General features: G+C 62.8%; 25 protein-coding genes and 2 pseudogenes. 16 read left to right on the top strand and 11 right to left on the bottom strand.

Annotation, left to right across the window (positions count from 1 at the left end; translation table 11 throughout):
* Both ACX3P1_RS11210 and ACX3P1_RS11215 read left to right on the top strand, forming a co-directional pair.
* A partial coding sequence (locus ACX3P1_RS11210; RefSeq protein WP_459079655.1) for an IS3 family transposase occupies positions 1–731 on the top strand: 731 nt, incomplete at its 5' end.
* 182 nt (positions 732–913) lie between these two features.
* Positions 914–1,771, top strand: coding sequence for a hypothetical protein (locus ACX3P1_RS11215; RefSeq protein ID WP_459079656.1), 858 nt, complete (start codon positions 914–916; stop codon positions 1,769–1,771).
* A 23-nt stretch (positions 1,772–1,794) separates the two neighbouring features.
* Here the strand turns inward: ACX3P1_RS11215 and ACX3P1_RS11220 are convergent, their stop codons facing one another.
* Both ACX3P1_RS11220 and ygfZ read right to left on the bottom strand, forming a co-directional pair.
* Positions 1,795–2,442 carry an HD domain-containing protein gene (locus tag ACX3P1_RS11220; RefSeq protein WP_459079657.1) on the bottom strand — a complete coding sequence of 216 codons (648 nt, stop codon included), beginning with the start codon at positions 2,440–2,442 and terminating at the stop codon, positions 1,795–1,797.
* Positions 2,442–3,299 (bottom strand): CAF17-like 4Fe-4S cluster assembly/insertion protein YgfZ, encoded by an 858-nt coding sequence (ygfZ, locus tag ACX3P1_RS11225; protein WP_459079834.1) that lies wholly within the window; start codon positions 3,297–3,299, stop codon positions 2,442–2,444. The genes ACX3P1_RS11220 and ygfZ overlap by 1 nt, the downstream gene beginning before the upstream one ends.
* An 82-nt stretch (positions 3,300–3,381) precedes the next feature.
* On the opposite strand from ygfZ, the gene ACX3P1_RS11230 reads away from it, so the two are divergent.
* Positions 3,382–4,716 (top strand): dihydroorotase, encoded by a 1,335-nt coding sequence (locus ACX3P1_RS11230; RefSeq protein ID WP_459079835.1) that lies wholly within the window; start codon positions 3,382–3,384, stop codon positions 4,714–4,716.
* 7 nt (positions 4,717–4,723) lie between these two features.
* Here the strand turns inward: ACX3P1_RS11230 and ACX3P1_RS11235 are convergent, their stop codons facing one another.
* From ACX3P1_RS11235 to ACX3P1_RS11255, 5 genes are all read right to left on the bottom strand, one after another.
* Positions 4,724–5,341: a class I SAM-dependent methyltransferase gene (locus ACX3P1_RS11235; protein WP_459079658.1), complete on the bottom strand. Its 618-nt coding sequence runs from the start codon at positions 5,339–5,341 to the stop codon at positions 4,724–4,726.
* A gap of 117 nt (positions 5,342–5,458) precedes the next feature.
* A complete protein-coding gene (locus tag ACX3P1_RS11240; RefSeq protein ID WP_459079659.1) occupies positions 5,459–6,262 on the bottom strand; it encodes a hypothetical protein in 804 nt (267 codons plus the stop codon).
* 200 nt (positions 6,263–6,462) lie between these two features.
* Complete coding sequence (locus tag ACX3P1_RS11245; protein ID WP_459079660.1) at positions 6,463–6,720, bottom strand: hypothetical protein; 258 nt, start codon at positions 6,718–6,720, stop codon at positions 6,463–6,465.
* Between the two features lie 311 nt (positions 6,721–7,031).
* On the bottom strand, positions 7,032–7,409 hold the full coding sequence (locus ACX3P1_RS11250) for a TIGR02301 family protein (RefSeq protein ID WP_459079661.1): 378 nt from the start codon (positions 7,407–7,409) through the stop codon (positions 7,032–7,034).
* Positions 7,410–7,472: 63 nt separating this feature from the next.
* The gene (locus tag ACX3P1_RS11255) at positions 7,473–7,886 is read right to left on the bottom strand and encodes an NUDIX hydrolase (RefSeq protein WP_459079662.1); all 414 of its coding nucleotides are present in this window, start codon (positions 7,884–7,886) and stop codon (positions 7,473–7,475) included.
* A 112-nt stretch (positions 7,887–7,998) separates the two neighbouring features.
* Here ACX3P1_RS11255 and ACX3P1_RS11260 point away from each other — a divergent pair, with 112 nt between their 5' ends.
* The 8 genes from ACX3P1_RS11260 to rarD all read left to right on the top strand — a co-directional run bounded on the left by ACX3P1_RS11260 (position 7,999) and on the right by rarD (position 15,255).
* Positions 7,999–8,760 (top strand): SOS response-associated peptidase, encoded by a 762-nt coding sequence (locus ACX3P1_RS11260; protein ID WP_459079663.1) that lies wholly within the window; start codon positions 7,999–8,001, stop codon positions 8,758–8,760.
* A 30-nt stretch (positions 8,761–8,790) separates the two neighbouring features.
* The gene (locus ACX3P1_RS11265) at positions 8,791–9,066 is read left to right on the top strand and encodes a hypothetical protein (RefSeq protein WP_459079664.1); all 276 of its coding nucleotides are present in this window, start codon (positions 8,791–8,793) and stop codon (positions 9,064–9,066) included.
* A 293-nt stretch (positions 9,067–9,359) separates the two neighbouring features.
* On the top strand, positions 9,360–10,796 hold the full coding sequence (gene cysS, locus ACX3P1_RS11270) for a cysteine--tRNA ligase (RefSeq protein ID WP_459079665.1): 1,437 nt from the start codon (positions 9,360–9,362) through the stop codon (positions 10,794–10,796).
* A complete protein-coding gene (locus tag ACX3P1_RS11275) occupies positions 10,793–11,176 on the top strand; it encodes a VOC family protein (RefSeq protein ID WP_459079666.1) in 384 nt (127 codons plus the stop codon). Before cysS ends, ACX3P1_RS11275 begins: the two co-directional genes overlap by 4 nt.
* Positions 11,177–11,182: 6 nt before the next feature.
* Complete coding sequence (locus ACX3P1_RS11280) at positions 11,183–11,680, top strand: GFA family protein (RefSeq protein ID WP_459079667.1); 498 nt, start codon at positions 11,183–11,185, stop codon at positions 11,678–11,680.
* Positions 11,673–12,629 carry a prolyl aminopeptidase gene (gene pip / locus ACX3P1_RS11285; RefSeq protein ID WP_459079668.1) on the top strand — a complete coding sequence of 319 codons (957 nt, stop codon included), beginning with the start codon at positions 11,673–11,675 and terminating at the stop codon, positions 12,627–12,629. The genes ACX3P1_RS11280 and pip overlap by 8 nt, the downstream gene beginning before the upstream one ends.
* Positions 12,629–14,242 carry a citramalate synthase gene (gene cimA, locus ACX3P1_RS11290; protein WP_459079669.1) on the top strand — a complete coding sequence of 538 codons (1,614 nt, stop codon included), beginning with the start codon at positions 12,629–12,631 and terminating at the stop codon, positions 14,240–14,242. The genes pip and cimA overlap by 1 nt, the downstream gene beginning before the upstream one ends.
* Positions 14,243–14,343: 101 nt before the next feature.
* The gene (gene rarD / locus ACX3P1_RS11295; protein WP_459079670.1) at positions 14,344–15,255 is read left to right on the top strand and encodes an EamA family transporter RarD; all 912 of its coding nucleotides are present in this window, start codon (positions 14,344–14,346) and stop codon (positions 15,253–15,255) included.
* An 18-nt stretch (positions 15,256–15,273) separates the two neighbouring features.
* Here the strand turns inward: rarD and ACX3P1_RS11300 are convergent, their stop codons facing one another.
* Positions 15,274–15,885, bottom strand: a complete 612-nt coding sequence (locus ACX3P1_RS11300; RefSeq protein WP_459079671.1) for an LOG family protein — start codon at positions 15,883–15,885, stop codon at positions 15,274–15,276.
* A gap of 275 nt (positions 15,886–16,160) precedes the next feature.
* Between ACX3P1_RS11300 and ACX3P1_RS11305 the strand changes: the two genes are divergently transcribed.
* The 5 genes from ACX3P1_RS11305 to pssA all read left to right on the top strand — a co-directional run bounded on the left by ACX3P1_RS11305 (position 16,161) and on the right by pssA (position 21,566).
* Complete coding sequence (locus tag ACX3P1_RS11305; RefSeq protein ID WP_459079672.1) at positions 16,161–17,645, top strand: LysM peptidoglycan-binding domain-containing protein; 1,485 nt, start codon at positions 16,161–16,163, stop codon at positions 17,643–17,645.
* A 61-nt stretch (positions 17,646–17,706) separates the two neighbouring features.
* Positions 17,707–18,033 carry an ArsR/SmtB family transcription factor gene (locus ACX3P1_RS11310; protein ID WP_459079673.1) on the top strand — a complete coding sequence of 109 codons (327 nt, stop codon included), beginning with the start codon at positions 17,707–17,709 and terminating at the stop codon, positions 18,031–18,033.
* A gap of 14 nt (positions 18,034–18,047) precedes the next feature.
* Positions 18,048–19,931, top strand: a complete 1,884-nt coding sequence (locus ACX3P1_RS11315; RefSeq protein WP_459079674.1) for an ABCB family ABC transporter ATP-binding protein/permease — start codon at positions 18,048–18,050, stop codon at positions 19,929–19,931.
* 57 nt (positions 19,932–19,988) lie between these two features.
* On the top strand, positions 19,989–20,735 hold the full coding sequence (locus ACX3P1_RS11320; RefSeq protein WP_459079836.1) for a phosphatidylserine decarboxylase: 747 nt from the start codon (positions 19,989–19,991) through the stop codon (positions 20,733–20,735).
* A gap of 78 nt (positions 20,736–20,813) precedes the next feature.
* Positions 20,814–21,566, top strand: coding sequence for a CDP-diacylglycerol--serine O-phosphatidyltransferase (gene pssA, locus ACX3P1_RS11325; protein ID WP_459079837.1), 753 nt, complete (start codon positions 20,814–20,816; stop codon positions 21,564–21,566).
* A 27-nt stretch (positions 21,567–21,593) separates the two neighbouring features.
* Here pssA and ACX3P1_RS11330 read toward each other — a convergent pair.
* From ACX3P1_RS11330 to ACX3P1_RS11340, 3 genes and pseudogenes are all read right to left on the bottom strand, one after another.
* Positions 21,594–22,277, bottom strand: a pseudogene (locus tag ACX3P1_RS11330) (AMP-binding protein); the annotation flags it as partial.
* A 248-nt stretch (positions 22,278–22,525) separates the two neighbouring features.
* Positions 22,526–23,434 (bottom strand): annotated as a pseudogene (locus ACX3P1_RS11335) (DMT family transporter).
* A 108-nt stretch (positions 23,435–23,542) separates the two neighbouring features.
* Positions 23,543–23,785, bottom strand: coding sequence for a hypothetical protein (locus ACX3P1_RS11340; protein WP_459079675.1), 243 nt, complete (start codon positions 23,783–23,785; stop codon positions 23,543–23,545).
* Positions 23,786–23,854 lie beyond the last annotated feature (69 nt).

A 23,854-nucleotide genomic window follows, 5' to 3' on the forward strand; every position in this document is an offset into this window, starting at 1 on the left:
GTTACCGAAGCATTCGACCTGATGATCAATTTCTGAGAGACGCCATGAAGGCAGTAGCCGCGGAACGACGCCGGTTTGGCTATCGCCGCATCCACGTCATGCTGCAACGTCAGGGGATCGAGATGAACCTGAAGAAGCTCCGGCGGCTGTACCGCGAGGAGAAGCTTCAGGTGCGCAAGCGTGGGGGCCGTAAGCGCGCTTTGGGCACCAGACGACCCATAGGTGTGCCCAATGGCGCCAATGAACGCTGGAGCCTGGATTTTGTCAGCGACGCCTTCACCGATGGGCGCCGGTTCCGGGTTCTGGCCGTAGTCGACGACTACACGCGGGAATGCCTGACGCTGGTGGCAGACACGTCTTTGTCAGGCCTGCGTGTCGCCAGGGAGTTGGATGCTTTGATCGTGCGGCGAGGCAGGCCAAGCATGATTGTCAGCGATAACGGCAGCGAACTGACAAGTATGGCCATCCTGAAGTGGTGCCAGGACACCGGCATTGAATGGCATTATATCGCACCAGGCAAACCGATGCAGAACGGCTTCGTGGAAAGCTTCAATGGCAGCTTCAGGGACGAGTGTCTCAACGAAACTCTGTTCTCAAGCCTCACCGAGGCCCGAACTCAGATCACTGCATGGAAGGAGGATTACAACCGACAAAGACCGCACTCATCGCTGGGGGATACTACGCCCATCGAATTTGCCATGAAAATGGCGCTGGAAAAGCAGGCCGCATGACGCCACAAATCAATCTCCGGATTCTCCAATAGGCTGGAGGAAACACGGGTCTCAGGTCATAGCCGGAAGAAGCGGCACCTTTGTGAGTAATTGACACAAAAGGGATTCCTTGAAGATAGTCCTCGGAAAGGGACTATGCGATGTTCAGGGGCGGATCCAGAATTCTGCGCAGGCACGTAGAGTTGCAAATCGGCAGGCTGGTCGAAAATCCGTTGCTGTTGTTCACCTTGGCCTTCGCTGCATACGGCATAAGCAGAACCCTGCACGATATTACCGATAGCTTCGGATACGTCGTAATACCGTTTACGCTGTTGGCGTTCCTGTTGCTGCTGTTATTCCATTTTCGCCGGGAGATAGATGTATTTCCGCCGGAAACCATAAGCCGAGGAGCTGGGTACAGGATGTTCGTGCCGCACAATGTGGCAAACGAGGAAAATTATAACGATGTGAGCAAGGTGATTGCGAACTGCCAAAAGATATTTGGCGCGGCGGCAATCGACCCCCTGGAAGACATGAAGGCATGGAGAAGCGACCCGTATTCCATGGTGATCCTGAAATCAGGCGACAATATCCTCGGTTTTCTCGATTTTTACTTCTTCCGTCCTGGTGATTTTGACGCCTACCTGAAGGGCGATCGAACCTTCGACGAACTACACGCTCAGTCCGTCTCACCGGATCCGGCCGCACGATCAGCCAAAATTGTCTATGTCGCGACGGTCGTTCATTTCGAATTCTGCAGCGTTGCGCGCCGCGAGAATCAATATCGCTCGGAGATCTACATGATCGTTTCCGCCGCATTGCGGGCGCTGTTGAAGTATCAGGATTTCCCCGAAGACGGACTTGATTTCTATTCCTCGGCGTGGAGCGAGGAAGGGCGGCGAATGCTGGAGCGGTTCGGTTTCTCGGAAGACAAGGATTATCGAAAGAGAAACATTTTCGACAGGGCCATGTTCTCTTTAAAATCGGTAAGAAGAGAGCAGGTGGAACGGATAGTCGGGGAATTGTCCAACAGAAGAATCCCCGAAATCATGGATATCTGATTTACGTCGTCGAAGAGCCGGAATTATCCCAGGGAAGCAGCACTGGCGTCCGGTTGCCTTTCACGGCGTTCGCCTTCGAGGGCTGCGAACCGCGTGAGGAATTCATCCTGCGCGCAAACCACCGACTGGGCGGCGAGATCGAAACGGTCGGCTGAAAAGCCGCGCGGCCGCCCGAAGAACTCCGTCGCCTCGGCGACCGAAAAGCCGGCAAGCTGCGTTGCCTCGAAATAGGCGGCGATCTGGTCGGCGCGCTTGATGGCCTTCTTCAGCCCGTCGGGCAGTTCGGCCGGCAGCGAGAAGCGCAGATGGATGGCGCGTTGCAGCCGCCCCTCGCAATCCCTGTAGCTGCCGCCCATCACCGCTTTGAACGGTGAGATCATGTCGCCGATGACATATTCCGGCGCGTCGTGCAGCAGCGCCGCCAGCCGCGCATCGGGGGAGGCGTCGGGCATGACGGTGCAAAACAGCGCCTCGACCAGCAGCGAGTGCTGCGCGACGGAAAAGGCGTGGTCGCCGCGCGTCTGGCCGTTCCAGCGTGCGACACGTGCCAGCCCATGCGCGATGTCGCTGATTTCGATGTCGAGCGGCGAGGGGTCGAGCAGGTCGAGCCGGCGTCCCGACAGCATGCGCTGCCATGCGCGCGCCGGCGCGCCGACGCGGTCGGCAGCCATCAGGCCTCCTCCGCGCCGGCCTGTTGCGGGAAGGTGAAGGTCGCCCATTCGGGGATCGCCAGCGTCACCGGTATGGCGCCGGCCGTGATCTCCTGGCCGGCATCGAGCGCGTCTTTCACCCGGTCGATGCGCATAATGGCCAGGCCCTGCCTGTCTGCCACCGAGCCGAGCGTGCCGAGCGTCTTGCCCGCCGCGGTAATTTCGCTGCCGGGGGCGGGCAGGGGTGCGTCGGTCGAGACGATCAGCACTCGCCGTCTGGCCGTGCCCCGATGCTGCATGCGTGACACCACCTCCTGGCCGACATAACAGCCCTTCTTGAAACCGATGCCGCCGGTCTGGTCGAGCAGCACGTCATGCGGAAAGGCGTCGCCAAGCGCATAGTCGGCCCCGCTTTCGGCAATGCCATGCGCGATGCGGAAAGCGTGCCATGCGGCGGCATCGCCATCGCCGGATTCCACACCATGGAAACGGGTGACGATGCCTTCAGGGAAGCGCATATCCGTCACAGCAGTTGATTCAAAGCCTGAGGCAGATGAATCATTACCCCATGCAACGCCCACAACCGCTTGATCCTGCTTGGCAAGTTCGACCTTAGCGCGCAGGCGGTAAAGCATCAGCCGCCGCATGAAATCGTCGGCAATGTCGGCACGGCATTCCAGCCGGAACGCATTTTCACCATCGCGCGAGACGAGAAAATCGAACAATATCTTGCCTTGCGGCGTCAGTAGCGCGCCCGGTTTGGCTTGTCCCTGGGCAAGCTGGTCGAGGTCGACGGTCAGGATGTTTTGCAGGAAATGCTCGGCATCCGGGCCGGATACGGAGATAAGGGCGCGGTACGTGAGGCGGGCGATGGGCATAGCGGAAAATGAACCTGAACTTGCAAAATGGCTGGCCATTACGTAAGCCGCAGGCACTTCGACGGCAAGGGTGATGACAGACATGGCAGCAACCTACGACCTCATCCTGACAGGCGGCACGGTAGTCAACCACGATGGAAGGGGCGCGCGCGACATCGGCGTACGGAACGGCCGCATCGCCGCCATCGGCGATCTCGGCCAGGCTTCCGCCGGCGAGACGGTCGATTGCAGCGGCCTGCACATCCTGCCCGGCGTCATCGACAGCCAGGTGCATTTCCGCGAGCCGGGCCTGGAACACAAGGAAGACCTTGAGACCGGATCGCGCGCCGCCGTGCTCGGCGGCGTCACTGCCGTTTTCGAAATGCCCAACACCAAGCCGCTGACCACCAGCGAGGCAGCCCTTGCCGACAAGATTTCCCGCGCGACGAACCGCATGCATTGCGATTTCGCCTTCTGGGTCGGCGGCACCCGCGAAAATGCCGGCGAGGTCGGCGAACTGGAGCGCCTGCCGGGTGCGGCGGGCATCAAGGTATTCATGGGCTCTTCCACCGGCGATCTGCTGGTCGAGGACGACGAGGGCGTCGCCTCGATCCTGCGCAACACGCGCCGCCGCGCCGCCTTCCACTCGGAGGACGAGTTTCGGCTGCGCGAGCGCCTAGGCGAGCGTATCGAAGGCGATCCGTCCTCGCATCCGGTTTGGCGCGACGAGGTCACAGCCCTTCGCTGCACCGAGCGTCTGGTGCGCATTGCCCGGCGGACACGCGCGCGCATCCATGTGCTGCATATCTCGACCGCCGAGGAGATTGCCTTCCTGGAGCATCACAAGGATGTCGCTACCTGCGAGGCGACGCCGCACCATCTGACGCTGTCGGCCGACGATTATGCGCGGCTTGGCAATTTGATACAGATGAATCCGCCGGTGCGGGCGTCCCGCCATCGCGATGGCGTCTGGCATGGCGTCGCGCAAGGCGTCATCGATGTGCTCGGCTCCGACCACGCGCCGCACACGCTGGAGGAGAAGCAGAAGACCTACCCTGCCTCGCCGTCCGGCATGACCGGCGTGCAGACGCTGGTGCCGATCATGCTCGACCATGTGAATGCCGGCAGGTTGACGCTGGAGCGTTTCGTCGATCTCTCCAGCCACGGCCCGCAGCGCATCTACGGCATCGCGCGCAAGGGTCGCATCGCCGCCGGCTACGATGCCGATTTCACCATCGTCGATTTGAAGCGCACCGAAACCATCACCAATGCGCAGCAAGGGGCGAAAGCCGGCTGGACGCCCTATGACGGCAGGCAGGTGACCGGCTGGCCGGTCGGCACCGTCATCAGGGGCCGGCGGGTGATGTGGGAAGGCGAGATCGTCGCGCCGTCGCAGGGCAGGGCGGTGGAGTTTTCCGAGGCGCTGCCTTTGTCTTGATACGGGATCAGTTTCTGGGCGATACCGCCGCAACGAAGTGCAAGCTGCGGTCGAACAGATAGGTGAAGGGTATCGCGTAGAGGTTCAGGTCTTCGTTCCACTGATCTGCCTGTACCTCGAGCCGGTTGAAAATACCGCCCCATTCGGCCTTCGACAGATAGTTGTAGGGTAGCCGCACGTCGTGGCCGCGATTGCCGACCCAATCCATGGCGCGCAGCGTCGATTGTGCGGCAAGCCCTTCGCGCAGATGGTCCTTGATGATGACGCCGCGCCGCGCGACCCGCACGCACTCGCCAAGAACAGCGGCGGGGTCATCGGTGTGATGCAACACATCGACGATCGTCACCCAGTCGAAACTCTTGTCTTCGAAGGGGATGGTTACGCCGTCATAGGCTTGCGCCGGGATGGCCACATGGGGACGCAGCATCACGTCGATGCCTTGAAAGGAGAGGCCGGGCTTCCGGTCCATTACCGCCACCGCGATCGAGCCGTCGCCACAGCCGACGTCCAGCACGCTGCCATGGTCGTCGAGGCTGTTGGCGATGTGGTCGGCAAGAACACGGATGCGGCGCTGAAATACCACGGCGTTGTGCGCGGTATTGAGGATCTGCTTTTGCACGTTCATGAGCGTCTGGTCTCGGCGTTTACCGATCCATTGTGACGCGCCAACACAAAATATTGGTTAAGAGCCGGCAAGGCCGGATGTCACCCGCCATGCGTGCCGATTGCCCATGGCTGTCGGTCAATCGCCCGCGACGAAGAACGCCCACTTGCCCTGCGGCGTGATGCCGACGCGGTAGAAGATGTAGGCGCCGAACTGCTTCATGTCGTCGTAGTCGCCGGCGGTGACGATCTTGAACAGTTCGACCCGCTGGCGGGCATCGAGCTTGTCGAGCGGCAGCGCGAAGAAATAGGGCCAGACATAGAGTTCCTGCGGTGTTCCGGCGTCCAGATGGACGAAGCCGGCATTCAGCACTTCCTCCATGATGGCCAGGATTTCCTGTCCTTCCGTATCGCCCGACAGGCTCTTCAGGAAGGCGATGGCGTCGCCGTCAATGTCGGTCAGCGACAATTGCGTCATGGTCTCGCCCGAGCCGACCAGCGGGCGCAGCTTTTCGATATCGCCGCTCTTGCAGGCTTCCACGATCAGGTCGTGCATGCGCCGCACCGGTTCCGGCAATTTGCCGAGATCGTAGATGACCTCAGGCAACGGCGCGTTCGGTTCGACATTCGGGCGCGTGTCGACGCCATCTTCGGCGGGCGCATTCGGATCGACCTGCTGCGAAGGCTGCTGATCTTCGGGGGAGGCTGGCTGGCTTGCCGCCGGCGGCGTGGTGCCGACGGGGTCCGGCATCGGAACGTTTTTGCCGTCCGGGGCATCTTCGTCCACGGGCGCCGCAGGCGCGGGGAGCTCTTCCCGCTTGATTTCGCTGAGCGCAAAGGCGGGTGTTGCGCTAAGCAACGGCACCAGCGGCATTGCGCCCAAGGCCGCCAGTCCCAAGCATAGCGCGAGGCCGCGCCCTTCACCAGAAATTGAAAAAATCACTGCCCGTTTCACTCCGTCGCTGACGCATGATGCACAAACCCTGCGCTGCCGTCAAAGAACCGGGAAAGCGGCCCTGCATCCGATCTGCACGGAGGCAGGCATCGCGCTTAGAGAGAATCCAACCGAAAAGTGGAATCGGCTTTCGGATCAGTCCGGTGCTCGATCAAAGTGCTGGAGCGTCCAATTGGACGCACGGCGCTCTAATGGCGCAGCATTTCCGGCTCGAACGCGCCGGCTATGACTTTCTCGCGCATGCGCTCGAGCAGGGCGAGCGCTGCGGTCTCGCCGCTGGCGCGGAGCATTTCCACGAAGGCGGTTTCCAGCGCTGCCTCGGCGATGATTTCCGGCTCGATACCGGCCGAAAGGCCTTCCGCCCAGGCCTCGTTGTGGCTTTCGACGGCCGTCAGGCGTTTTTCTTCCCTGACGAGGGCATCGATGTCGGTGACGGCATGTTCCATGATACGACTTCCACCCTTTCAGGCAGCGGTCCGCGAAAGCGGGCACGGCCTGATCTATCCCTTCGGTTGCCCAACTACAGCCCCTGATTAAGCCGCTCTAGTTGCGTCGCTTTTGTGGCCTGCACGGAGCAAATCACGCAAGCTGCGTTGCCGAGTCACGTGCATGGTAGTGCATTCGTCGGCTCACCGACATGCAAAACTAAGTTTTGAGTTAATTGCCGCAGCGCGCGTTAGTGTTTGATTAGGGTCTGTGGCCAATGCGCCACAATCGATCGATGCGAGCGATGTTTGTGGGCGAAACCGTATCGGCTTCAATTGCCGTAGCGTGAAGCGATGTCGCGCGTGAGGTCGCCGCCTTCCTTCATGTAGCGGTCGATCGCCTCGCGCGCCGAAGCGGTGCACTTTGTGTAGGTTTCGGCAGGCGAGCGATAGCCGCGATTGAAGCGGGCGATGAAGCGGGCGCGCCGCTCGGGGTCGGGCTTTTCCGATTCGAGCAGCTTTTCCATTTCACCGCGCCACTGGTCGCCGCTTTCGCCGCACAGGTTGCGCAGAAAGTGCAGCGATCCCAGGATTTCCGCCAGCCGCATCAGGCCGGGCTCGAACGGAGCTTCCGCCGCGAAAGTCGGTCGCGCGGAAAAAGCCGTGCTGGCGGTCAGGCATGCGGCGAAAAACAGGGCGGCGCGGTTCATAAGGCTTTGTGCGCAAACATTTTGGCGCCTGCAAGGCGGTTTGCGGACTTATGGCCAGCCAACTTACGCCGCACCGAGCAATTCCTGCGCGATGGTAAAGACCGAACCGGCCAGCGGCAGCGCCGCCATCTCGGCCAGCGTGTAGAAAGCGGCCGTCTCGGCATCGTCGGCGGCGACCGCGTCGCCACCCGTATGGGCCGCACCGAAGACGGTGAGCCGATAATCCACCGGATGGCTTTCGCTGCTGCCCTCGATGAAGATTTCCCGCAGGGACCGAAGGTCGTCCGCTTCAAGCCCCGTCTCTTCCCGCAATTCGCGTCGCGCCGCGTTCTCCAGCGTTTCGCCGGCCTCGACCTTGCCGCCCGGAAATGCATAAAACCCCTGCGACGGGGCACGGGCGCGCCGGACCAGCAGCACGCGGTCGCCACGCACCAGGGCGACGGAAACCGCCGGCAGCGTCTTTCGCGCTTCGCTCATGCCAACTCCCGCGTTCATTGTGGACGGCCTATTGCCGGGCAGTTTTACCGGTTGCGGTCGCGGCGTTCCACCGCCACTTTCAGCGCATACAGGAATTGAAAGACGAAAACCCATGTGCGGACGCTTTGCCCTGACCGCGACGCCTGACCAGACCGCCACCTTTCTGGGCCTTGGTGAACTGGAAGCCTTTCCGGCTCGCTACAACATCGCGCCGACGCAGCCGATCCTGCTGGCGATTGCCTCCGAGCCGCGCGCGCCCGGGTCGAACCTGCCGGATCGGCAGGCGATGCTGGTGCGCTGGGGTTTCATTCCGACCTGGGTGAAGGACACCAAGAACTTTCCGCTGCTCATCAATGCGCGCGCGGAAGGCGCGGCGGAAAAGGCGTCCTTTCGCACCGCCATGCGCCATCGCCGCGCCTTGGTGCCGGCTTCGGGCTTTTACGAGTGGCGCAAGACATGCGGCGGCAAGGGCCAGCCCTATTGGATCAGGCCGAAGCAGGGCGGGCTGGTCGCCTTCGCCGCGCTGATGGAAACCTATGCCGAGCCGGGTGGCTCCGAGATCGACACCGGTGCGCTTTTGACGACCAGCGCCAGCGCCGACATCGCTCACATTCACCTGCGCATGCCGGTGGTGATCGCGCCCGAACATTTTTCTCGCTGGCTGGATTGCCGCACGCAGGAACCGCGCGATGTCGCGGACCTGCTGCGCCCGGCCGACGAGGGTTTCTTCGAGGCGGTGCCTGTGGCCGACTTGGTCAACAGGGTGGCCAACACCGGACCGGAGCTTCAGGAGCGGTTTGTCGCTGTCGACGGCCCGGAGCCGGAAAAGCCCAAGCGCGGGCAGCAGGACGACAGCCAGATGAGCTTGTTCTAGGCACGCGTGCGGGCCGAACGATCATTCTCGATGCGGCGCAACGTGCTGGCAGAAAAATCAGGCGGCGCGCGCTACAATGAATTTCTGCGCGACTTTCTTCTTCTTGGTCGTGTGAAGCAGGGCGGCGGCGATGGCTGCCGGGCCGATGGCGCGGTATTGGCTGGCAAGCATCGTTTGCTTGGCGCTTGGAGGCTCTTTCTTGCTGCGGGGCATTTTTCTCTTCCCTTAAATCAGTCAGGCGGTGAAGAAACTTATATGGGTATCGAATCCGGCCAAATCGTGATTTTTCATTCACCTTGGCAATAACTGCCCCATGACTGTGCCGACATGTTTAATAAAATCTTTCAAGCCGCGTTTTCCAGCCGGCCCCGGCCGCTTTTCGGGCAAACATGCGGCTTGACTGCAACACGGGCGGCGGCGATAAAGCGAGCCATGAAAACGTCTTTCGCCATTTGTGGCATTTCGATTATTGGCTAGCGCTTGGCGCTGGTCCGGACGTTTTCGCCTCATCTTTCTTTCAGAGTGGACAAACGCCCCGGCCAGCAGGCTGGCGACAGGCTTGCGCGTTTGCGCGGTAAAAACGGACCGGAAGGGAACGAATGTCTGAGGGATCGAAAGGCTTGCGCCTCACTAATACGCTGACGCGGTCGAAGGAGGATTTTGTCCCCATCGACGGCCAAAACGTGCGCATGTATGTCTGCGGCCCGACCGTCTACGACTTCGCCCATATCGGCAATGCGCGGCCCGTTATCGTCTTCGACGTGCTGTTTCGGCTGCTGCGCCATCTCTATGGCGCGGATCACGTCACCTATGTCCGCAACATCACCGACGTGGACGACAAGATCAACGCGCGTGCGCTGCGCGATTTTGGACCTGAGATTTCGTCTGGAAAACTGTCGCTGAACGAGGCGATAAGGCGGGTGACGGAAAAGACCGCCGACCAGTTCCACAAGGACGTGGCAGCCCTTGGCTGCTTGGCGCCCACTTTCGAGCCGCGCGCCACCGAGTTCGTGCAGCCCCGCGCCGACGGCAAGGCCGACATGATCACGTTGATTCAATCTCTCATCCAGCGCGGCCATGCCTATGTTGCGCAAGGCGAAGTCCTGTTCGACACGGCCTCCATGGCCGACTACGGCCAATTGTCGAAGCGCAACCTGGACGAGCAGCAGGCCGGCGCGCGCGTCGCGGTCGACGCGCACAAGAAGAGCCCCGGCGACTTCGTTCTCTGGAAACTTTCCTCACCGGAAGAGCCGGGCTGGGATTCGCCATGGGGCAGGGGCCGCCCCGGCTGGCATATCGAATGCTCGGCCATGTCGGCGGCCTATCTCGGCGAGGTGTTCGACATCCATGGCGGCGGCCTCGACCTGATCTTCCCCCACCACGAAAACGAGATCGCCCAGTCCCGCTGCGCCCACGGCACGCACGCCATGGCCAATGTGTGGATGCACAACGGCTTCCTGCAGGTCGAAGGCAGGAAGATGTCCAAGAGCGAGGGGAATTTCTTCTCGATCAACGAGTTGCTGGAGACGGACACGTTTGGCGGCCGCAAATGGCCGGGCGAAGTGCTGCGGCTGGCGATGCTGATGACGCACTACCGCGAGCCGATCGATTTTTCGGTGCGCAAACTGGAAGAGGCGGAGAACACCCTGCGCAAATGGAAGCGCGCCGCCGATCTGGCTGCCTCTGCTTCGAAAGAGTTGCCCGCCGAGATCGTCACGGCACTTTCCGACGATCTGGCCACCTATTCGGCCTTCCAGGTACTTTCGCAACTCGCGGCCGATTCGGCCGAGGGCCACGAAGCGGCCTCGTCGCTGAAGACGGCATTGGCGTTTCTTGGTTTCGATGTCGCCGCCACCGCAGTCGACAACACGGCCATAGCCAACGCGATTGCCGATCGCCTGGCTTTCATCGCTGCCAAAAACTGGGCCGAGGCTGACCGCGTCCGCGACGAACTTCTGGTGCAGGGCATCCAGTTGAAGGACGGCAAGGACCCCACCACCGGCGAACGCATCACCACCTGGGAGGTAAAAAGATGATCGACCATCTCGGCATTACCGTTTCGGATTTCGATGTCTCCAAGGAGTTCTACGATCGGGCCATGGCGCCGCTTGGTGCCTCGCTTTTGATGATGGTGCCACCCGAATACACCGATAGCGTCAAGGTCGGCGGCTATGGCCGCGACCGCCCGACATTCTGGATCAGCGAAGGGCAGCGTCAGAAGGATCATCAGCACGTCGCTTTCACTGCGCACAGCCGCGCCGAGGTCGACGCCTTCCATGCGGCTGCAATCGCCGCCGGCGGCAAGGACAATGGCGCGCCGGGCCTGCGCTCTCACTATCATCCGGACTACTACGCGGCGTTTGTTTTCGATCCCGACGGCAACAATGTCGAAGCCGTCTGTCATGCGGCTGGGTGAGCCGTGATGAGCCTCGACAATCGCCCCGTCTACACCGGCGGCTGCCAATGCGGCGCGGTGCGGTTTCGCGTCGAGGGCGCGCTGGGCGACGCGTCCGTGTGCCATTGCCGCATGTGCCAGAAGGCGGCCGGCAATTTCTATCTGCCGTTGGTGTCGGTGGGCGAGGCAAGGCTCGAATGGACGCGGGGCGCCCCGAAAAAATTCCAGTCATCCAATTTCGCGCAGCGTGGCTTTTGTGGCGAGTGCGGAACGCCGCTGACCTATGAAGCGCCGGACGGCATAGCGCTCGCCATTGCCGCCTTCGACGAGCCGGAAGCGATTGCACCGACCATCCAGTGGGGCACCGAAGCCAAGCTTCCTTACGTAGACTTCATTTCGAAATTGCCGGGCGAGGACACCATGGCCGACAGCGCGGCCGCCCCGTTCCTGGCAGGACTGGTTTCCTATCAGCATCCCGACCATGACACGGCCGAATGGCCGGTGAGGAACAATGACGATGAGTGAATTGCGCACGCTTTACCCCGAGATCGAGCCGTTCGATTCGGGCATGCTGGAGGTCGGCGACGGCCACACCATCTATTGGGAGCGCTGCGGCACCAAGGGGGCCAAGCCGGCGGTCTTCCTGCACGGCGGACCGGGCGGCGGCATTTCGCCGAAGCAGCGGCGTCAGTTCGATCCAAAGCTCTACGACCTCATCCTGTTCGACCAGCGCGGCTGCGGAAAATCGACGCCCAACGCTTCGCTGGACGCCAATACGACATGGCATCTGGTTGCCGACATCGAGCGCCTGCGCGAAATGGCCGGCTTCGACAAATGGTTGGTGTTCGGCGGTTCCTGGGGTTCGACGCTGGCGCTGGCTTACTCTGAAACGCACCCCGAGCGCGTCAGCGAACTGGTGGTGCGCGGCATCTACACGCTCACCCGCGCGGAACTCGAATGGTACTACCAGTTCGGCGTCTCGCAGATGTTCCCCGACAAGTGGGAGCGGTTCCTGGCCCCGATCCCGCAGGCCGAGCGCGGCGACATGATGGCCGCTTACCGCAAGCTTCTGGTCGGCGATGACCGCGCCAAGCAGGTCGAGGCGGCCCTTGCATGGAGCAACTGGGAAGGCCAGACCATCACGCTGCTGCCGGAGCCGGAAACCAGCGATCCGTTCGGCCAGGAAGACTATGCCATCGCCTTTGCCCGCATCGAGAATCACTATTTCGTCCATGCCGGTTGGCTGGAGGAAGGCCAGTTGCTGCGCGACGCCGGCAGGCTGAAGGACATTCCGGGCGTCATCGTCCATGGCCGCTACGATATGCCGTGCCCCGCGCATTATGCCTGGGCGCTGCACAAGGCTTGGCCAAAGGCGGATTTTCACCTGATCGAGGGAGCCGGCCACGCCTATTCGGAGCCGGGCATACTGGATCAGTTGATCCGCGCCACGGACAGGTTCGCGGGGAAGCTGTGATGCGCGAACGCATCACCCTCTTCGACACCACCTTGCGCGATGGTCAGCAGACGCCGGGAGTTGATTTTTCGGTCGAGGACAAGATCGCCATCGCCAGGATGCTTGACCAGTTCGGCATCGATTATGTCGAGGGCGGTTATCCGGGCGCGAACCCGACCGATACCGAGTTTTTCACCCAAAAACGCACGGCGAAGGCAAAATTCGTCGCCTTCGGCATGACCAAGCGGGCAGGGGTTTCAGCCTCGAACGATCCCGGTCTTGCCGTGCTCGTGCAAGCGCAGTCGGACGCGATCTGCTTCGTCGCCAAAAGCTGGGACTATCATGTGCGTGTGGCGCTCGGCTGTACCAATGAGGAAAACCTCGACGCCATCCGCGCCTCCGTCGCTGCCGCGCGCGACGCGGGCAAGGAGGCGATGGTCGACTGCGAGCATTTTTTCGACGGCTTCAAGGCCAACCCCGCCTATGCGCTGGCCTGCGCCAAGGCGGCTTACGAAGCCGGCGCGCGCTGGGTCGTGCTGTGCGACACCAATGGCGGCACACAGCCGTCGGAGGTGCGCGCCATCGTGGAAAAGGTGGTAGCGGCCGGCATTCCGGGCGAAAACCTCGGCATCCACGCCCATGACGATACCGGCCAGGCGGTGGCCAATTCGCTGGCGGCGGTCGAGGCCGGCGTGCGCCAGATCCAGGGCACGCTGAACGGCATCGGCGAGCGCTGCGGCAATGCCAATCTCGTCACCATAATCCCGACGCTGGTGCTGAAGCCGGCCTTTGCCGAGCGGTTCGAAACCGGCATTTCGCCCGAATCCTTGACCGGGCTTTCGCGCCTGTCGCGCTCCTTCGACGAATTGCTGAACCGTGCGCCGGCGGCGCAGTCGCCCTATGTCGGCCAGTCGGCCTTCGCTACCAAGGCCGGCATCCATGCGTCCGCCCTGGCCAAGGACCCCGCCACCTACGAGCACGTTGCGCCGGACGCGGTCGGCAACCGCCGCCGTGTCATGGTGTCGGACCAGGGCGGCAAGGCCAATTTCCTCGCCGAACTGAAACGGCGCGGCATCGACGTGCCCCGCAACGACAGTCGGCTTGACGCGCTGATCGCCGTGGTCAAGGAGCGCGAGGCCGAGGGCTACGCCTATGAGGGCGCCGACGCCAGTTTCGAACTGCTGGCGCGAAAGACGCTGCATGGCCTGCCGGAATTTTTCACGGTGACGAGCTTTCGCTGCATGATCGAGCGCCGCTTCGACGCCAATGGCGATCTGAAGACGGTGTCGGAAGCGGTCGTCCGGATCGAGGTGGACGGCGAGGAGAAAATGTCCGTGGCCGAGGGGCACGGGCCGGTCAACGCGCTTGATATCGCGCTGCGCAAGGATCTGGGCAAGTACCAGGACGAGATCGCCGACCTTGAACTCGCCGACTACAAGGTGCGCATCCTCAACGGCGGCACCGAGGCGGTCACCCGCGTCTTGATCGAATCCTTCGACGGCACCGGCGCGCGCTGGTGGACGGTCGGCGTCTCGGACAACATCATCGACGCCTCCTTCCGGGCGCTGATGGATTCGATCGTCTACAAGCTGATGAAAAACCGGGAGTTGGCGGGACTGGTCGCGGCGGAATAGCGGGGCGAGGGGCCGCCGCCCTGTTGAACCATCAGCAAAAGTCCATTGACCATCAGCAGTTTGCTATGGTGCGGCGGGCGTATTCACTCCATATGGGCGCAATGAGCATCGAAACGACGCCCGAATCCGGGCCAGAAGCCGAGAAAGCCGCGCAGCGTGGTTTTCTCTATGCGTTGGCGGCCTATCTTTTGTGGGGCTTCCTGCCTTTTTACATGAAGGCGGTCGCGCATATCCCTGCAATTGAAGTGGTGGCGCACCGCGTGATCTGGTCGTTGCCGATTGCCGGCGCGCTGCTGGTCTGGCTTGGCCGTACCGACGACATAAAGCGCGCGCTGCGCAGCCCGCGAACCATGATGATGGGCGCGCTGACCGCCAGCCTGATAACCATCAACTGGTGCGTCTATGTCTGGGCAATTGCCGCCGACAGGGCTCTCGAAACGGCGCTGGGCTACTACATCAATCCGCTGTTCAGCGTGTTTCTCGGCGCGGTGATTCTGGGCGAAAAGCTCAATCGCGCGCAGATCGCCGCTATCGCGCTGGCGGTTGTGGCCGTCCTCCTGCTGACCTGGGAAAATGGCGGCCTGCCATGGGTGTCGATTGCGCTGGCGGTTTCGTGGGGTTTTTACGCCTTGTTCAAGAAGACCCTGCCGATCGGCCCGGCGCAGGGATTCTTCCTCGAAGTGCTGATCCTGGCCGTACCCGCGCTGGCCTATGTGGCGTGGCTGCAGGCGGCAGGCGTCGGCCATTTCGGCAGCCAGTCCGATATCTGGCTTTTGATGGCGGCCGGCCTGGTAACGGCGATCCCGCTGATCTTCTACGCCAACGGCGCCAAGCTGCTCAAGCTTTCGACCATCGGCATCATGCAATACATCGCGCCGACCATGATCTTCATCGTTGCGGTCTTCGTTTTCCGCGAACCGTTCTCTTCCGAGACCGCTGTTGCTTTCGTGCTGATCTGGCTGGCGCTGGCGCTCTATTCCTGGTCGATGTTTTCGGCCTCGCGCCAGCGCTGAATCAGAGCCGGCACCGAATCACAGCTTGTCGACGACTGCTTCGTTGCCGCCGGCGGGGATGCCGTTCTGGGCCGCTGCCGTCAGGATGGCGGCGACGATGGCTTCCGGGTCGTTGACGACAAGCGGTTGCACGCGATGCGCCGTATGGATGAAGCCTTCGGCGGTCATATGTTCCATCAGCGCCAGCATGGGGTCCCAGAAGCCGTTGACGTTGCCGAACACCATCGGCTTGCGGTGATGGCCCAGTTGCGCCCAGGTCATGATCTCGACGATTTCCTCGACCGTGCCGATGCCGCCCGGCAACGCCACAAAGGCGTCGGATTTGTCGAACATGATGTGCTTGCGCTCGTGCATGTTCTCGGTGACCACCAGTTCGCTCAAGCGGCCAAGCGCGGTTTCTGTGGCCTCCTTGTTCATCAGGAAGCGCGGGATGATGCCGGTGACGGTGCCGCCTGCCTGCAGCGCGCCCTCGCAGACGGCGCCCATGATACCCCTTGTGCCGCCACCATAAATCAGGCGAAGGCCGGCTTTGGCAAGGGAACGGCCAAGCGCATGTCCGGCATTGAGATAGGCCTCGTTGCGGCCCGGGGACGAGCCGCAATAGACGCAGACGGATCGAATCGTGTTCATGAAATCGATTGGGTATAGTGACCACTTCCCGGGTCAAGTCCTTCGGGGCTTTTTCTTGTCGGTTTCTGCAAAACAGGCTAGTGGTTCATTTCAGACATTTGCATCCGCACGATGCAGGCTCTCAGGCAATGTCTGAACCGGGAAACCACTAGCAAGTCTATGATCCTAGTGGAGCTTTGAGTTTGATATTTTGAAATGGCGTTCGATGGAGGCTAGCATTCAAATGTCAAATTTGCTCCGCTAGACCCATGTTTGCTGGCTTAGGGGTAGGCAATATGGCGATTACATCACTACGGGCTCTACTGTTCACGGCGGGCGGCGTTGTCGTCGTGGGCGGGGCGGCCTATGTCTCGGGTGCCTTCGATCGGACGGCGCCGGTCCCCGCGCCGGTCGCGGTGGCGACGACCGAACCGGCGCCCGCCGCAACCGCATCCGGTACTGCCGGCCGCGTCGGGGCTCCGGCTAGCGACGCGCCTGCTGCCGACGCCATAGCCCCGGTGGCACCCTCGGCCATGGCGCCGCAAAATCCCGATACCAAGCCTGCCGCTCCCCCCGCTCCCCCCGCTTCTCCCGCTGCCGCGGGCGTGGTCGCGCCCACCTTCGATGTCGTGCGGGTGCAGGGCAACGGCTCGGTCGTCATAGCCGGCAAGGCGGCACCCAATTCCAAGGTCGAGATCGTTCACGGCTCGGTCGTGCTCGGCAACACCAAGGCCGGCGCGGACGGGACATTCGCCATCGTGCTCGACGATCCGCTCAAGCCCGGCGACTACCAGATCGTGCTGCGCTCCACGGCACCCGACGACGTCGTCGCCACGTCCGAGCAGACGGCCGTCGTCTCGGTGCCGGAACAGGTCGGCGGGCAGGTTCTGGCGATGGTCGAGGAACCCGGCAAACCGGCTGAACTCCTGACTGTGCCGGAGCCGGAACAGAAGGCGGAAACGCCCGCCGTATCCGCCCCGGCTGCCGCGCCCGAGCCGACAGAAACGCCAGCGGAAGCGCCGGCATCGACTGCAACTGAAACGCCTGCTCCTGCTCCCACCGCAGTCGCAGCGCCGGCGAAAACCGAGGCGGGCCCTAAAATCGCGGTCGAAGCGGTCGAGATCGACGGCAGCAAGATTTTTATCGCCGGTATTGCCGATGCAGGACGCAAGGTGCGCGCCTACGCCAACGACATTCTTTTGGGCGAAGCGGTGACTTCGCCGGACGGCCATTTTCTCGTAGAGGCGACCCGCGACATTCCGGTTGGCGATTACACGGTGCGCGTCGATGCGTTGGACGCGGATGGCGTCAAGGTAGCCGCCCGCGCCACCGTGCCGTTCGAACGTGAGCCGGGCGAAACCATCGCGGCGGTAGCTGCCGCCGCCAAGCCTGCGCAAGCCGACGAGAAGGTGGCTGATGCCACTCAGCCCGCCGCCCCCCAGCCCGCTGCCACCGAACCCGTCACCGCGCCGGCTGCTGTCGAAACCCCCGATGGCGAAACCCCCGATGCCGCCGTGCCGGAAACCACCGCGCCCAAGCTGCAGCATGCCGATGGCGCGGTCATCATTCGGCGCGGCGATTCGCTGTGGCGCATTTCGCGCCGGGTCTATGGGCGCGGCATTCGCTATTCGACGATCTATCTGGCCAACCAGAAGCAGATCAGCGACCCGGACATGATCTGGCCGGGCCAGGTGTTCACGGTTCCCGACAAGTCGAAGGAAGGCGATTCGGCCGATTTGAAGGCGCTGGGGGAACAGGCGACGACCGTTCCCGCACAATAGTTTTCCTCGGTTCCTGCTTGCGGAAAACCCATCCATCGTTTATCGACGATGAACGATGCAGATGGGCGAGAGCAAAGGCGGCGCACACCGCTGCGGAACGGATAGCCGGGCGGTCGCCGCCAGGCTTGCGGCGCTGTCGCATCCGGCTCGCATCGAAATCCTGAGATATGTGTCGGCCAGCCAGTCCTGCTGCTGCCGCGACGTGGTCGACCAGCTTGATCTGGCGCAGTCCACCGTCTCACAACATCTGAAAATACTGGTCGAGGCCGGACTTGTCCGTTTCGCCACCGACCGGCAGCGCTCGCGCTACGAAGTCGACCGCCAGGCGCTCGCCGCCGTTTCGGCCAGCTTGGCCGAACTCGTCAACGCCTGCTGCCGACCCACATAAAGGCGACAATAAAAGTGTCAGAAAAGATCGTCTCCGCCGAGTCCGGCTCGACCATGAAAACGCTGCGCAACCTGTGGCCATATATGTATCCGGCCGACCGGCCGGACCTGCGCTGGCGCGTCACCTGGGCGACGTTGCTGCTGGTCATCGCCAAGCTGGTGCTGGTCGCTGGTCCGTATTTCTTCAAATGGGCGACGAACGCGCTCGCGGGCGAGGGCACAGCGCCGCCTCTGCCGGCAATCCTGCTGGCCCCGATCGCGCTGGTCGTGGCCTATAATTTCCTGCGGGTCACGCAGCTCGGCTTCAACCAGATGCGCGATGCGCTGTTCGCGCGCGTCGGGCAACATGCGGTGCGCCAGCTTGCTTACCGCAGCTTCGTCCACATGCACGAACTGTCGCTGCGTTTTCACCTGGAGCGGCGCACCGGAGGCCTGTCGCGCATCATCGAGCGCGGCACCAAGGGCATCGAGACGATCGTGCGCTTCATCATGCTCAGCACCGCGCCGACCATTCTGGAGTTCGCGCTGACGATTGGTATCTTCGCCTACTCCTATGGCTGGAAATACGTAATGGTCGTGGCGGTGACGGTCGCGATCTACACCTGGTTCACGGTCAAGGCGAGCGACTGGCGCATCGGCATTCGCCGCGACATGAACGACAGCGACACCGACGCCAACACCAAGGCGATTGATTCGCTGCTGAACTACGAGACGGTCAAATACTTCAACAATGAAGGCATGGAGGCCGCGCGCTTCGACCATTCGATGGCGCGCTACGAGAGCGCCGCCACGCGCATCTGGACCTCGCTTGGCTGGCTGAACTTCGGCCAGGGCGTCATCTTCGGCCTGGGCATGACGGTTGCCATGTGCATGTCGGCGCTGGAAGTGTCGCGCGGCACGCAGACGGTCGGCGATTTCGTCTTCATCAACGCCATGTTGATGCAGCTTGCGGTGCCGCTCAATTTCATCGGTTTCATCTACCGCGAAATCCGCCAGGGGCTGACCGACATCGAGCAGATGTTCGACCTGCTCGACGTGCCGCAGGAGGTTGTCGACAGGCCGGATGCGAAAACGCTGGCGGTCAGCACCGGCAGGGTCGAGTTCCGCGACGTGCATTTTGCCTATGACCCGAACCGGCAGATCCTGAAAGGCATCTCGTTCGAGGTGCCGGCCGGCAAGACGGTCGCCATCGTCGGCCCCTCGGGAGCGGGAAAATCCACGATTTCGCGGCTCTTGTTCCGCTTCTATGACGTTCAGCAGGGCTCGGTGCTGATCGACGGGCAGGACGTGCGCGGCGTGACGCAGGAAAGCCTGCGCGCGGCCATCGGCATGGTGCCGCAGGATACCGTGCTGTTCAACGACACCATTGCCTACAACATCCGCTACGGCCGCGTCGACGCCAGCGAGGACGACGTGCGCCAGGCGGCGCGGCTGGCCCAGATCGATCCGTTCATCGAGCGGCTGCCGGACGGCTATCGCTCGATGGTCGGCGAGCGCGGCCTGAAACTTTCCGGCGGCGAGAAGCAGCGCGTGGCGATTGCCCGCACCATTCTCAAGGCGCCGCCTATCCTCATTCTCGACGAGGCGACATCGGCGCTCGACAGCCATACCGAGCAGGAAATCCAGGCGGCGCTCGACCTGGTCAGCAAGGGGCGCACCACCATCGTCATTGCGCACCGGCTTTCCACGGTCATCTCCGCCGACGAGATCATCGTGCTGAAGGACGGGCAGATTACCGAGCGCGGCACGCATGCCGCCCTGCTGCGCGAGAAGGGCCTCTATGCCTCCATGTGGGATCGCCAGCGCGAAGCCAACGAGGCGGAGGAGCGCCTGCGTATTGCCCAGGAAAACGACGAATTCGGCGTCGTGGTGCGCCGCCGTACCCCCGAACTTTCCTGAATAAGGGTTGGGGCTTTCCTGAACAATTGCTAATGGATTGTTGCGTTGCGGCTGGGGGTGCTTTCCGGTAGACAGACGCCAACCGAAACGGAACCGCCAAACCCCATGCAGCTTGCCGACACGATCAAGAATGCCTTCGTGCCGATCCATCGCCAAGGCTATCCCTTCATTGCAGCCTTTGCGGCCATAACGCTGTTTCTCGGCTATTTTTCATCGATCCTGTTCTGGATCGGCCTCATCCTGACGGCTTGGTGCACCTATTTTTTCCGCGACCCCGAGCGTGTCACGCCGCTCGACGACCGGCTGGTGGTCAGTCCGGCAGACGGCGTGGTGTCAGCGGTTGGCCCGGCCGTGCCGCCGCGCGAGCTTGGCCTGGGCACGGCCGAGATGACGCGCATATCCGTATTCATGAATGTCTTTTCCTGCCACGTGAACCGCGCGCCGGTGCGCGGCCGCATCGCCCGGATCGAGCATCGGCCCGGAAAATTCCTCAATGCCGAACTGGACAAGGCGAGCGCCGAAAACGAGCGCAACGGCCTGGTCCTCGAAAGCCCGAACGGCACGGTTGCGGCGGTGCAGATTGCCGGCCTCGTCGCGCGCCGTATCGTCTGCTGGGCCGAGGCCGGCGGCACGCTGGCCGTCGGTGAGCGCTTCGGCCTGATCCGCTTCGGTTCCCGCGTCGATGTTTTCCTGCCCCAAACCGCCACGCCGCGCGTTGCCGTCGGCCAGACGGCGGTTGCCGGCGAAACGGTGATTGCCGAATTCGGCGGCGCCGGGGCGGCTCCCCTCGTGCGCGTTTCGTAAGGCAGGCCGGTGGCTTCGTTCAAGAAATTCGAGCCGCACGGGGCCGGCGGGCCGCGCATCCGCGAAATCCCGCTGCGCATGATGTTCCCGAACCTGATTACCGTCTTGGCGATCTGTGCGGGCTTGTCGGGCATCCGTTTCGCCTTCGAGGGGCGCTTTGAGCCCGCGGTGGTGATGGTGCTTCTGGCCGCCTTCCTCGACGGTGTCGACGGGCGTCTGGCGCGATTGCTGAAGGCGACGTCCAAATTCGGCGCGCAGATGGATTCGCTGGCCGACATCGTCAATTTCGGCGTTGCTCCCGCGCTGGTACTCTACGCCTTCCTGCTCGACCGTGCCGGTTCGCCGGGCTGGATCGCGACGCTTCTGTTCGCCATCGCCTGCGGCATGCGGCTGGCGCGCTTCAACGTGCTGGATGAGGACACCGAGCAACCCGCATGGCAGGCGGAGTATTTCGTCGGCGTGCCGGCGCCCGCCGGCGCGGTGCTGGTCATGCTGCCGCTGTACCTTTCTTTCCTGGGCTTGGAACCGACCAAGACCACGGCTTTCGTCAGCACCGGCTTTACCGTGCTGATTGCGTTCCTGCTGGTCAGCCGCCTGCCGGTCTATTCGGGCAAGAGCATCAAGATTCCCGGCGACAGGATGCTGGTGTTCATCCTCGCCGTCGCCCTCTACATCCTGCTTCTGGCGAGCTATCCGTGGTACACGCTGACTGCGTCGGTCGCGGTCTACCTTTTGTTCCTGCCGTTCAGCGTGCGCGCCTATTCCCGCCGGGCCAAGCGCGAGGGCGAGGCGATCCTGCCGCCGGACGTGGACGAGAAAACGTCTGACTGATTAGAATCAGGACCGTTCCGTCGCGGCAAGGCGGACTTCGGCGATCCGGTCGAACAGCGCATTGCTGGACGCGATCGTCTGTTCGCCGGAGCGCGCGACCAGCCCGCCGATCGTCATCGGCTCCAGCGCCTTGACCGACAGCCGGGGGAACCAGCGGCGCGGCGCGTATTCGGCCGGCGTCAGCGAGACGGGCAGGTGCCGGGCGCCGGCGACGAAGATCGGCACGATCTGCGCATCGGCCTGCATGGCTATGCGGGCGACCGCTCGGTAGAGGCGGAATGATTTGACGTCCGGATCGACCATGTCCGGCATATAGACGGCAAGCCGCCCATTACCTTTCAGCACGCGCACCAGCCGCCGGCTGACGAAGACATGCTCGGCGTTGAAGGCGATGGTTCGGGCGAGTTCCCGCCACGGCTCCAGCCACGACGACCGCGCCGAAGCCTCGTCGAGAATGTGCAGCGTGTCTTCCGGTAAAAGCGAGAGCATCAGGGCCGGTTCCAGCCGCGACTGATGCACAATGACGTAGATGACTGGCGCTTTTACCTTCCGCGCGGCCGCGATTGCCGCATCGTCCATGCGATAAGCGAGCTTGAACGGCACATAGAGCAGGGCCTGGGTCAGTCCCAGTCCAAGCCGGACCTTGTCGATCACGCCGATCAGCAGCCAGCTTGCCGCGATGCCGGCCAGCAGCGAGAATGTCAGGATCATGCCGTCCTACTCCCAAAGGTTCACCCAACGGTTCACCCAACGATTCACAAGGCGGGTCTGTCCGGATCCGGCGGCGACCCTATCGTACCTCGCCGAAAATCGGAATCGATTTTCGGTCTGATGCTCCAGGCAAAGAAAAGCCGGCCACGGGCCGGCTTGGAGGAGGACGGCCCGTGGCTTGGGGGATTGGGAGGGGGCCGTCATGGCATCAACGCCGCCGCATCGGAAAGGTTCCGCCGGGCCACATTTTATTTCCGAGCATGCTCGACCATCGCCATTGGCCGCTGCCTTGCCGCCAGCCAGTCGCGTCCGGCATGGACAAAGACCGCCGCAAGCACGATGCCGCCGCCGGCCATGCTGGCGGCTGGCGGAATTTCGGCCAGGAACAGGAAGGCGAACAGGGTGGCGCAGGGAACTTCCGCCGCGCCGAGCAGGCCTGCTTCGGCCGCCGGTATGAGCCTCGCGCCCTCGGTCCATAAGATCGAAGCCAGCGCGAAGGATACGCCAAAGGCCGCCAGTAGCACGGCGTCGCGCGCCGATACGGCGAGCGGATCAGTGACGAATCAGCCGAGGCAGAACAGCAGGAACGCCGATACAGCACCGGCCCACACCACCGGCGTGTCGCGAAAGGCCCGCACCATGATCATGTAGAGCGCGCTGCCGACCGTCATCAGGAACGCAAGCCCGTCGCCGGCCAGCGAACCCGTGCCAAAGCCGGACCAGACCATGATCGAAACGCCGCAAAGCGAAACCGCCGCCGCCACGAGCGTTTGCAGGCGAACGGTCTCGCCGGACAGCACGAAGGCAAGCAGGGCGGCGACAAAGGGCGCGGTGGCGTAGATGATCGCGACATTGGCAACGAAGGTGAGCTTGAAGGCGGCGATGAACGCGATGCTGGCCAATGCCCCTTCCACCGCAAGCAGCCAGCCGCGCCAGCCAAGCCGCAGGCTCGACCGCGTCCCGGAGCGGCGGCGGCGCCACAGCACATAAGCCGTGATGAAGAGCGCGCCGACCAGTCCTCGCCAGCACACGATCGTCAGGGGATCGGCATGGATCGACTTGGTCAGCACGCCGGCCAAGCCGAAAACGGCGGCCGACGAGGCCACCAGGATGGTGCCGAGAGTGCGCTCGGCATTGAGGTCGAAAGGGCCGGGCATGGCATCAATCCTTTTGCCAAGCCTAGACGACCGGTCCTGACACCTTCCTGTCAGGAGAAACGCGGCATGCCGGCAGCGACCGGTCGAGGCGACGCCGCTGACGGGCCGTTACTGCGCCGGTGCCGGTGGTACCGGGACCGAATCGCCGTCGTTCATATCCATGTCGTCGGCATAGGGCGAGGCGCTGGGAATGCACTGGACGGTCCATCCGGCCGGGGGCGGCGTCTTCTGGTATTCGGCAACGGCCGACGTGCACTGGTCGCGCGTGTCGAAAGTGCTGGGCAGCACGACCATGCCGCCCTGTGGCCCGGCGACCACCAAATACCATACCAGGGCTATCGTCGATGACATGAAATCTCGCCTTCCTTTAAGGGGGGATCGAAGCAGGCCATGACCCTACCGCATCGGCCTCGAAACCGG

The sequence above is a fragment of the Mesorhizobium sp. A623 genome, from assembly GCF_054489405.1.

Excerpts from the sequence above, each read along its gene's own strand:
- ACX3P1_RS11255 (WP_459079662.1), bottom strand. The coding sequence starts at position 7,886 with ATGAGCGAAGCGCGAAAGACGCTGCCGGCGGTTTCCGTCGCCCTGGTG.
- ACX3P1_RS11245 (WP_459079660.1), bottom strand. The coding sequence starts at position 6,720 with ATGGAACATGCCGTCACCGACATCGATGCCCTCGTCAGGGAAGAAAAA.
- ACX3P1_RS11230 (WP_459079835.1), top strand. The coding sequence starts at position 3,382 with ATGGCAGCAACCTACGACCTCATCCTGACAGGCGGCACGGTAGTCAAC.
- ygfZ (WP_459079834.1), bottom strand. The coding sequence starts at position 3,299 with ATGCCCATCGCCCGCCTCACGTACCGCGCCCTTATCTCCGTATCCGGC.
- cimA (WP_459079669.1), top strand. The coding sequence starts at position 12,629 with ATGCGCGAACGCATCACCCTCTTCGACACCACCTTGCGCGATGGTCAG.
- pssA (WP_459079837.1), top strand. The coding sequence starts at position 20,814 with ATGATGTTCCCGAACCTGATTACCGTCTTGGCGATCTGTGCGGGCTTG.
- ACX3P1_RS11220 (WP_459079657.1), bottom strand. The coding sequence starts at position 2,442 with ATGGCTGCCGACCGCGTCGGCGCGCCGGCGCGCGCATGGCAGCGCATG.
- ACX3P1_RS11265 (WP_459079664.1), top strand. The coding sequence starts at position 8,791 with ATGCGGCGCAACGTGCTGGCAGAAAAATCAGGCGGCGCGCGCTACAAT.
- ACX3P1_RS11280 (WP_459079667.1), top strand. The coding sequence starts at position 11,183 with ATGAGCCTCGACAATCGCCCCGTCTACACCGGCGGCTGCCAATGCGGC.
- cysS (WP_459079665.1), top strand. The coding sequence starts at position 9,360 with ATGTCTGAGGGATCGAAAGGCTTGCGCCTCACTAATACGCTGACGCGG.
- ACX3P1_RS11275 (WP_459079666.1), top strand. The coding sequence starts at position 10,793 with ATGATCGACCATCTCGGCATTACCGTTTCGGATTTCGATGTCTCCAAG.
- ACX3P1_RS11310 (WP_459079673.1), top strand. The coding sequence starts at position 17,707 with ATGGGCGAGAGCAAAGGCGGCGCACACCGCTGCGGAACGGATAGCCGG.
- ACX3P1_RS11235 (WP_459079658.1), bottom strand. The coding sequence starts at position 5,341 with ATGAACGTGCAAAAGCAGATCCTCAATACCGCGCACAACGCCGTGGTA.
- pip (WP_459079668.1), top strand. The coding sequence starts at position 11,673 with ATGAGTGAATTGCGCACGCTTTACCCCGAGATCGAGCCGTTCGATTCG.
- ACX3P1_RS11250 (WP_459079661.1), bottom strand. The coding sequence starts at position 7,409 with ATGAACCGCGCCGCCCTGTTTTTCGCCGCATGCCTGACCGCCAGCACG.
- ACX3P1_RS11260 (WP_459079663.1), top strand. The coding sequence starts at position 7,999 with ATGTGCGGACGCTTTGCCCTGACCGCGACGCCTGACCAGACCGCCACC.
- ACX3P1_RS11300 (WP_459079671.1), bottom strand. The coding sequence starts at position 15,885 with ATGAACACGATTCGATCCGTCTGCGTCTATTGCGGCTCGTCCCCGGGC.
- ACX3P1_RS11340 (WP_459079675.1), bottom strand. The coding sequence starts at position 23,785 with ATGTCATCGACGATAGCCCTGGTATGGTATTTGGTGGTCGCCGGGCCA.
- rarD (WP_459079670.1), top strand. The coding sequence starts at position 14,344 with ATGAGCATCGAAACGACGCCCGAATCCGGGCCAGAAGCCGAGAAAGCC.
- ACX3P1_RS11305 (WP_459079672.1), top strand. The coding sequence starts at position 16,161 with ATGGCGATTACATCACTACGGGCTCTACTGTTCACGGCGGGCGGCGTT.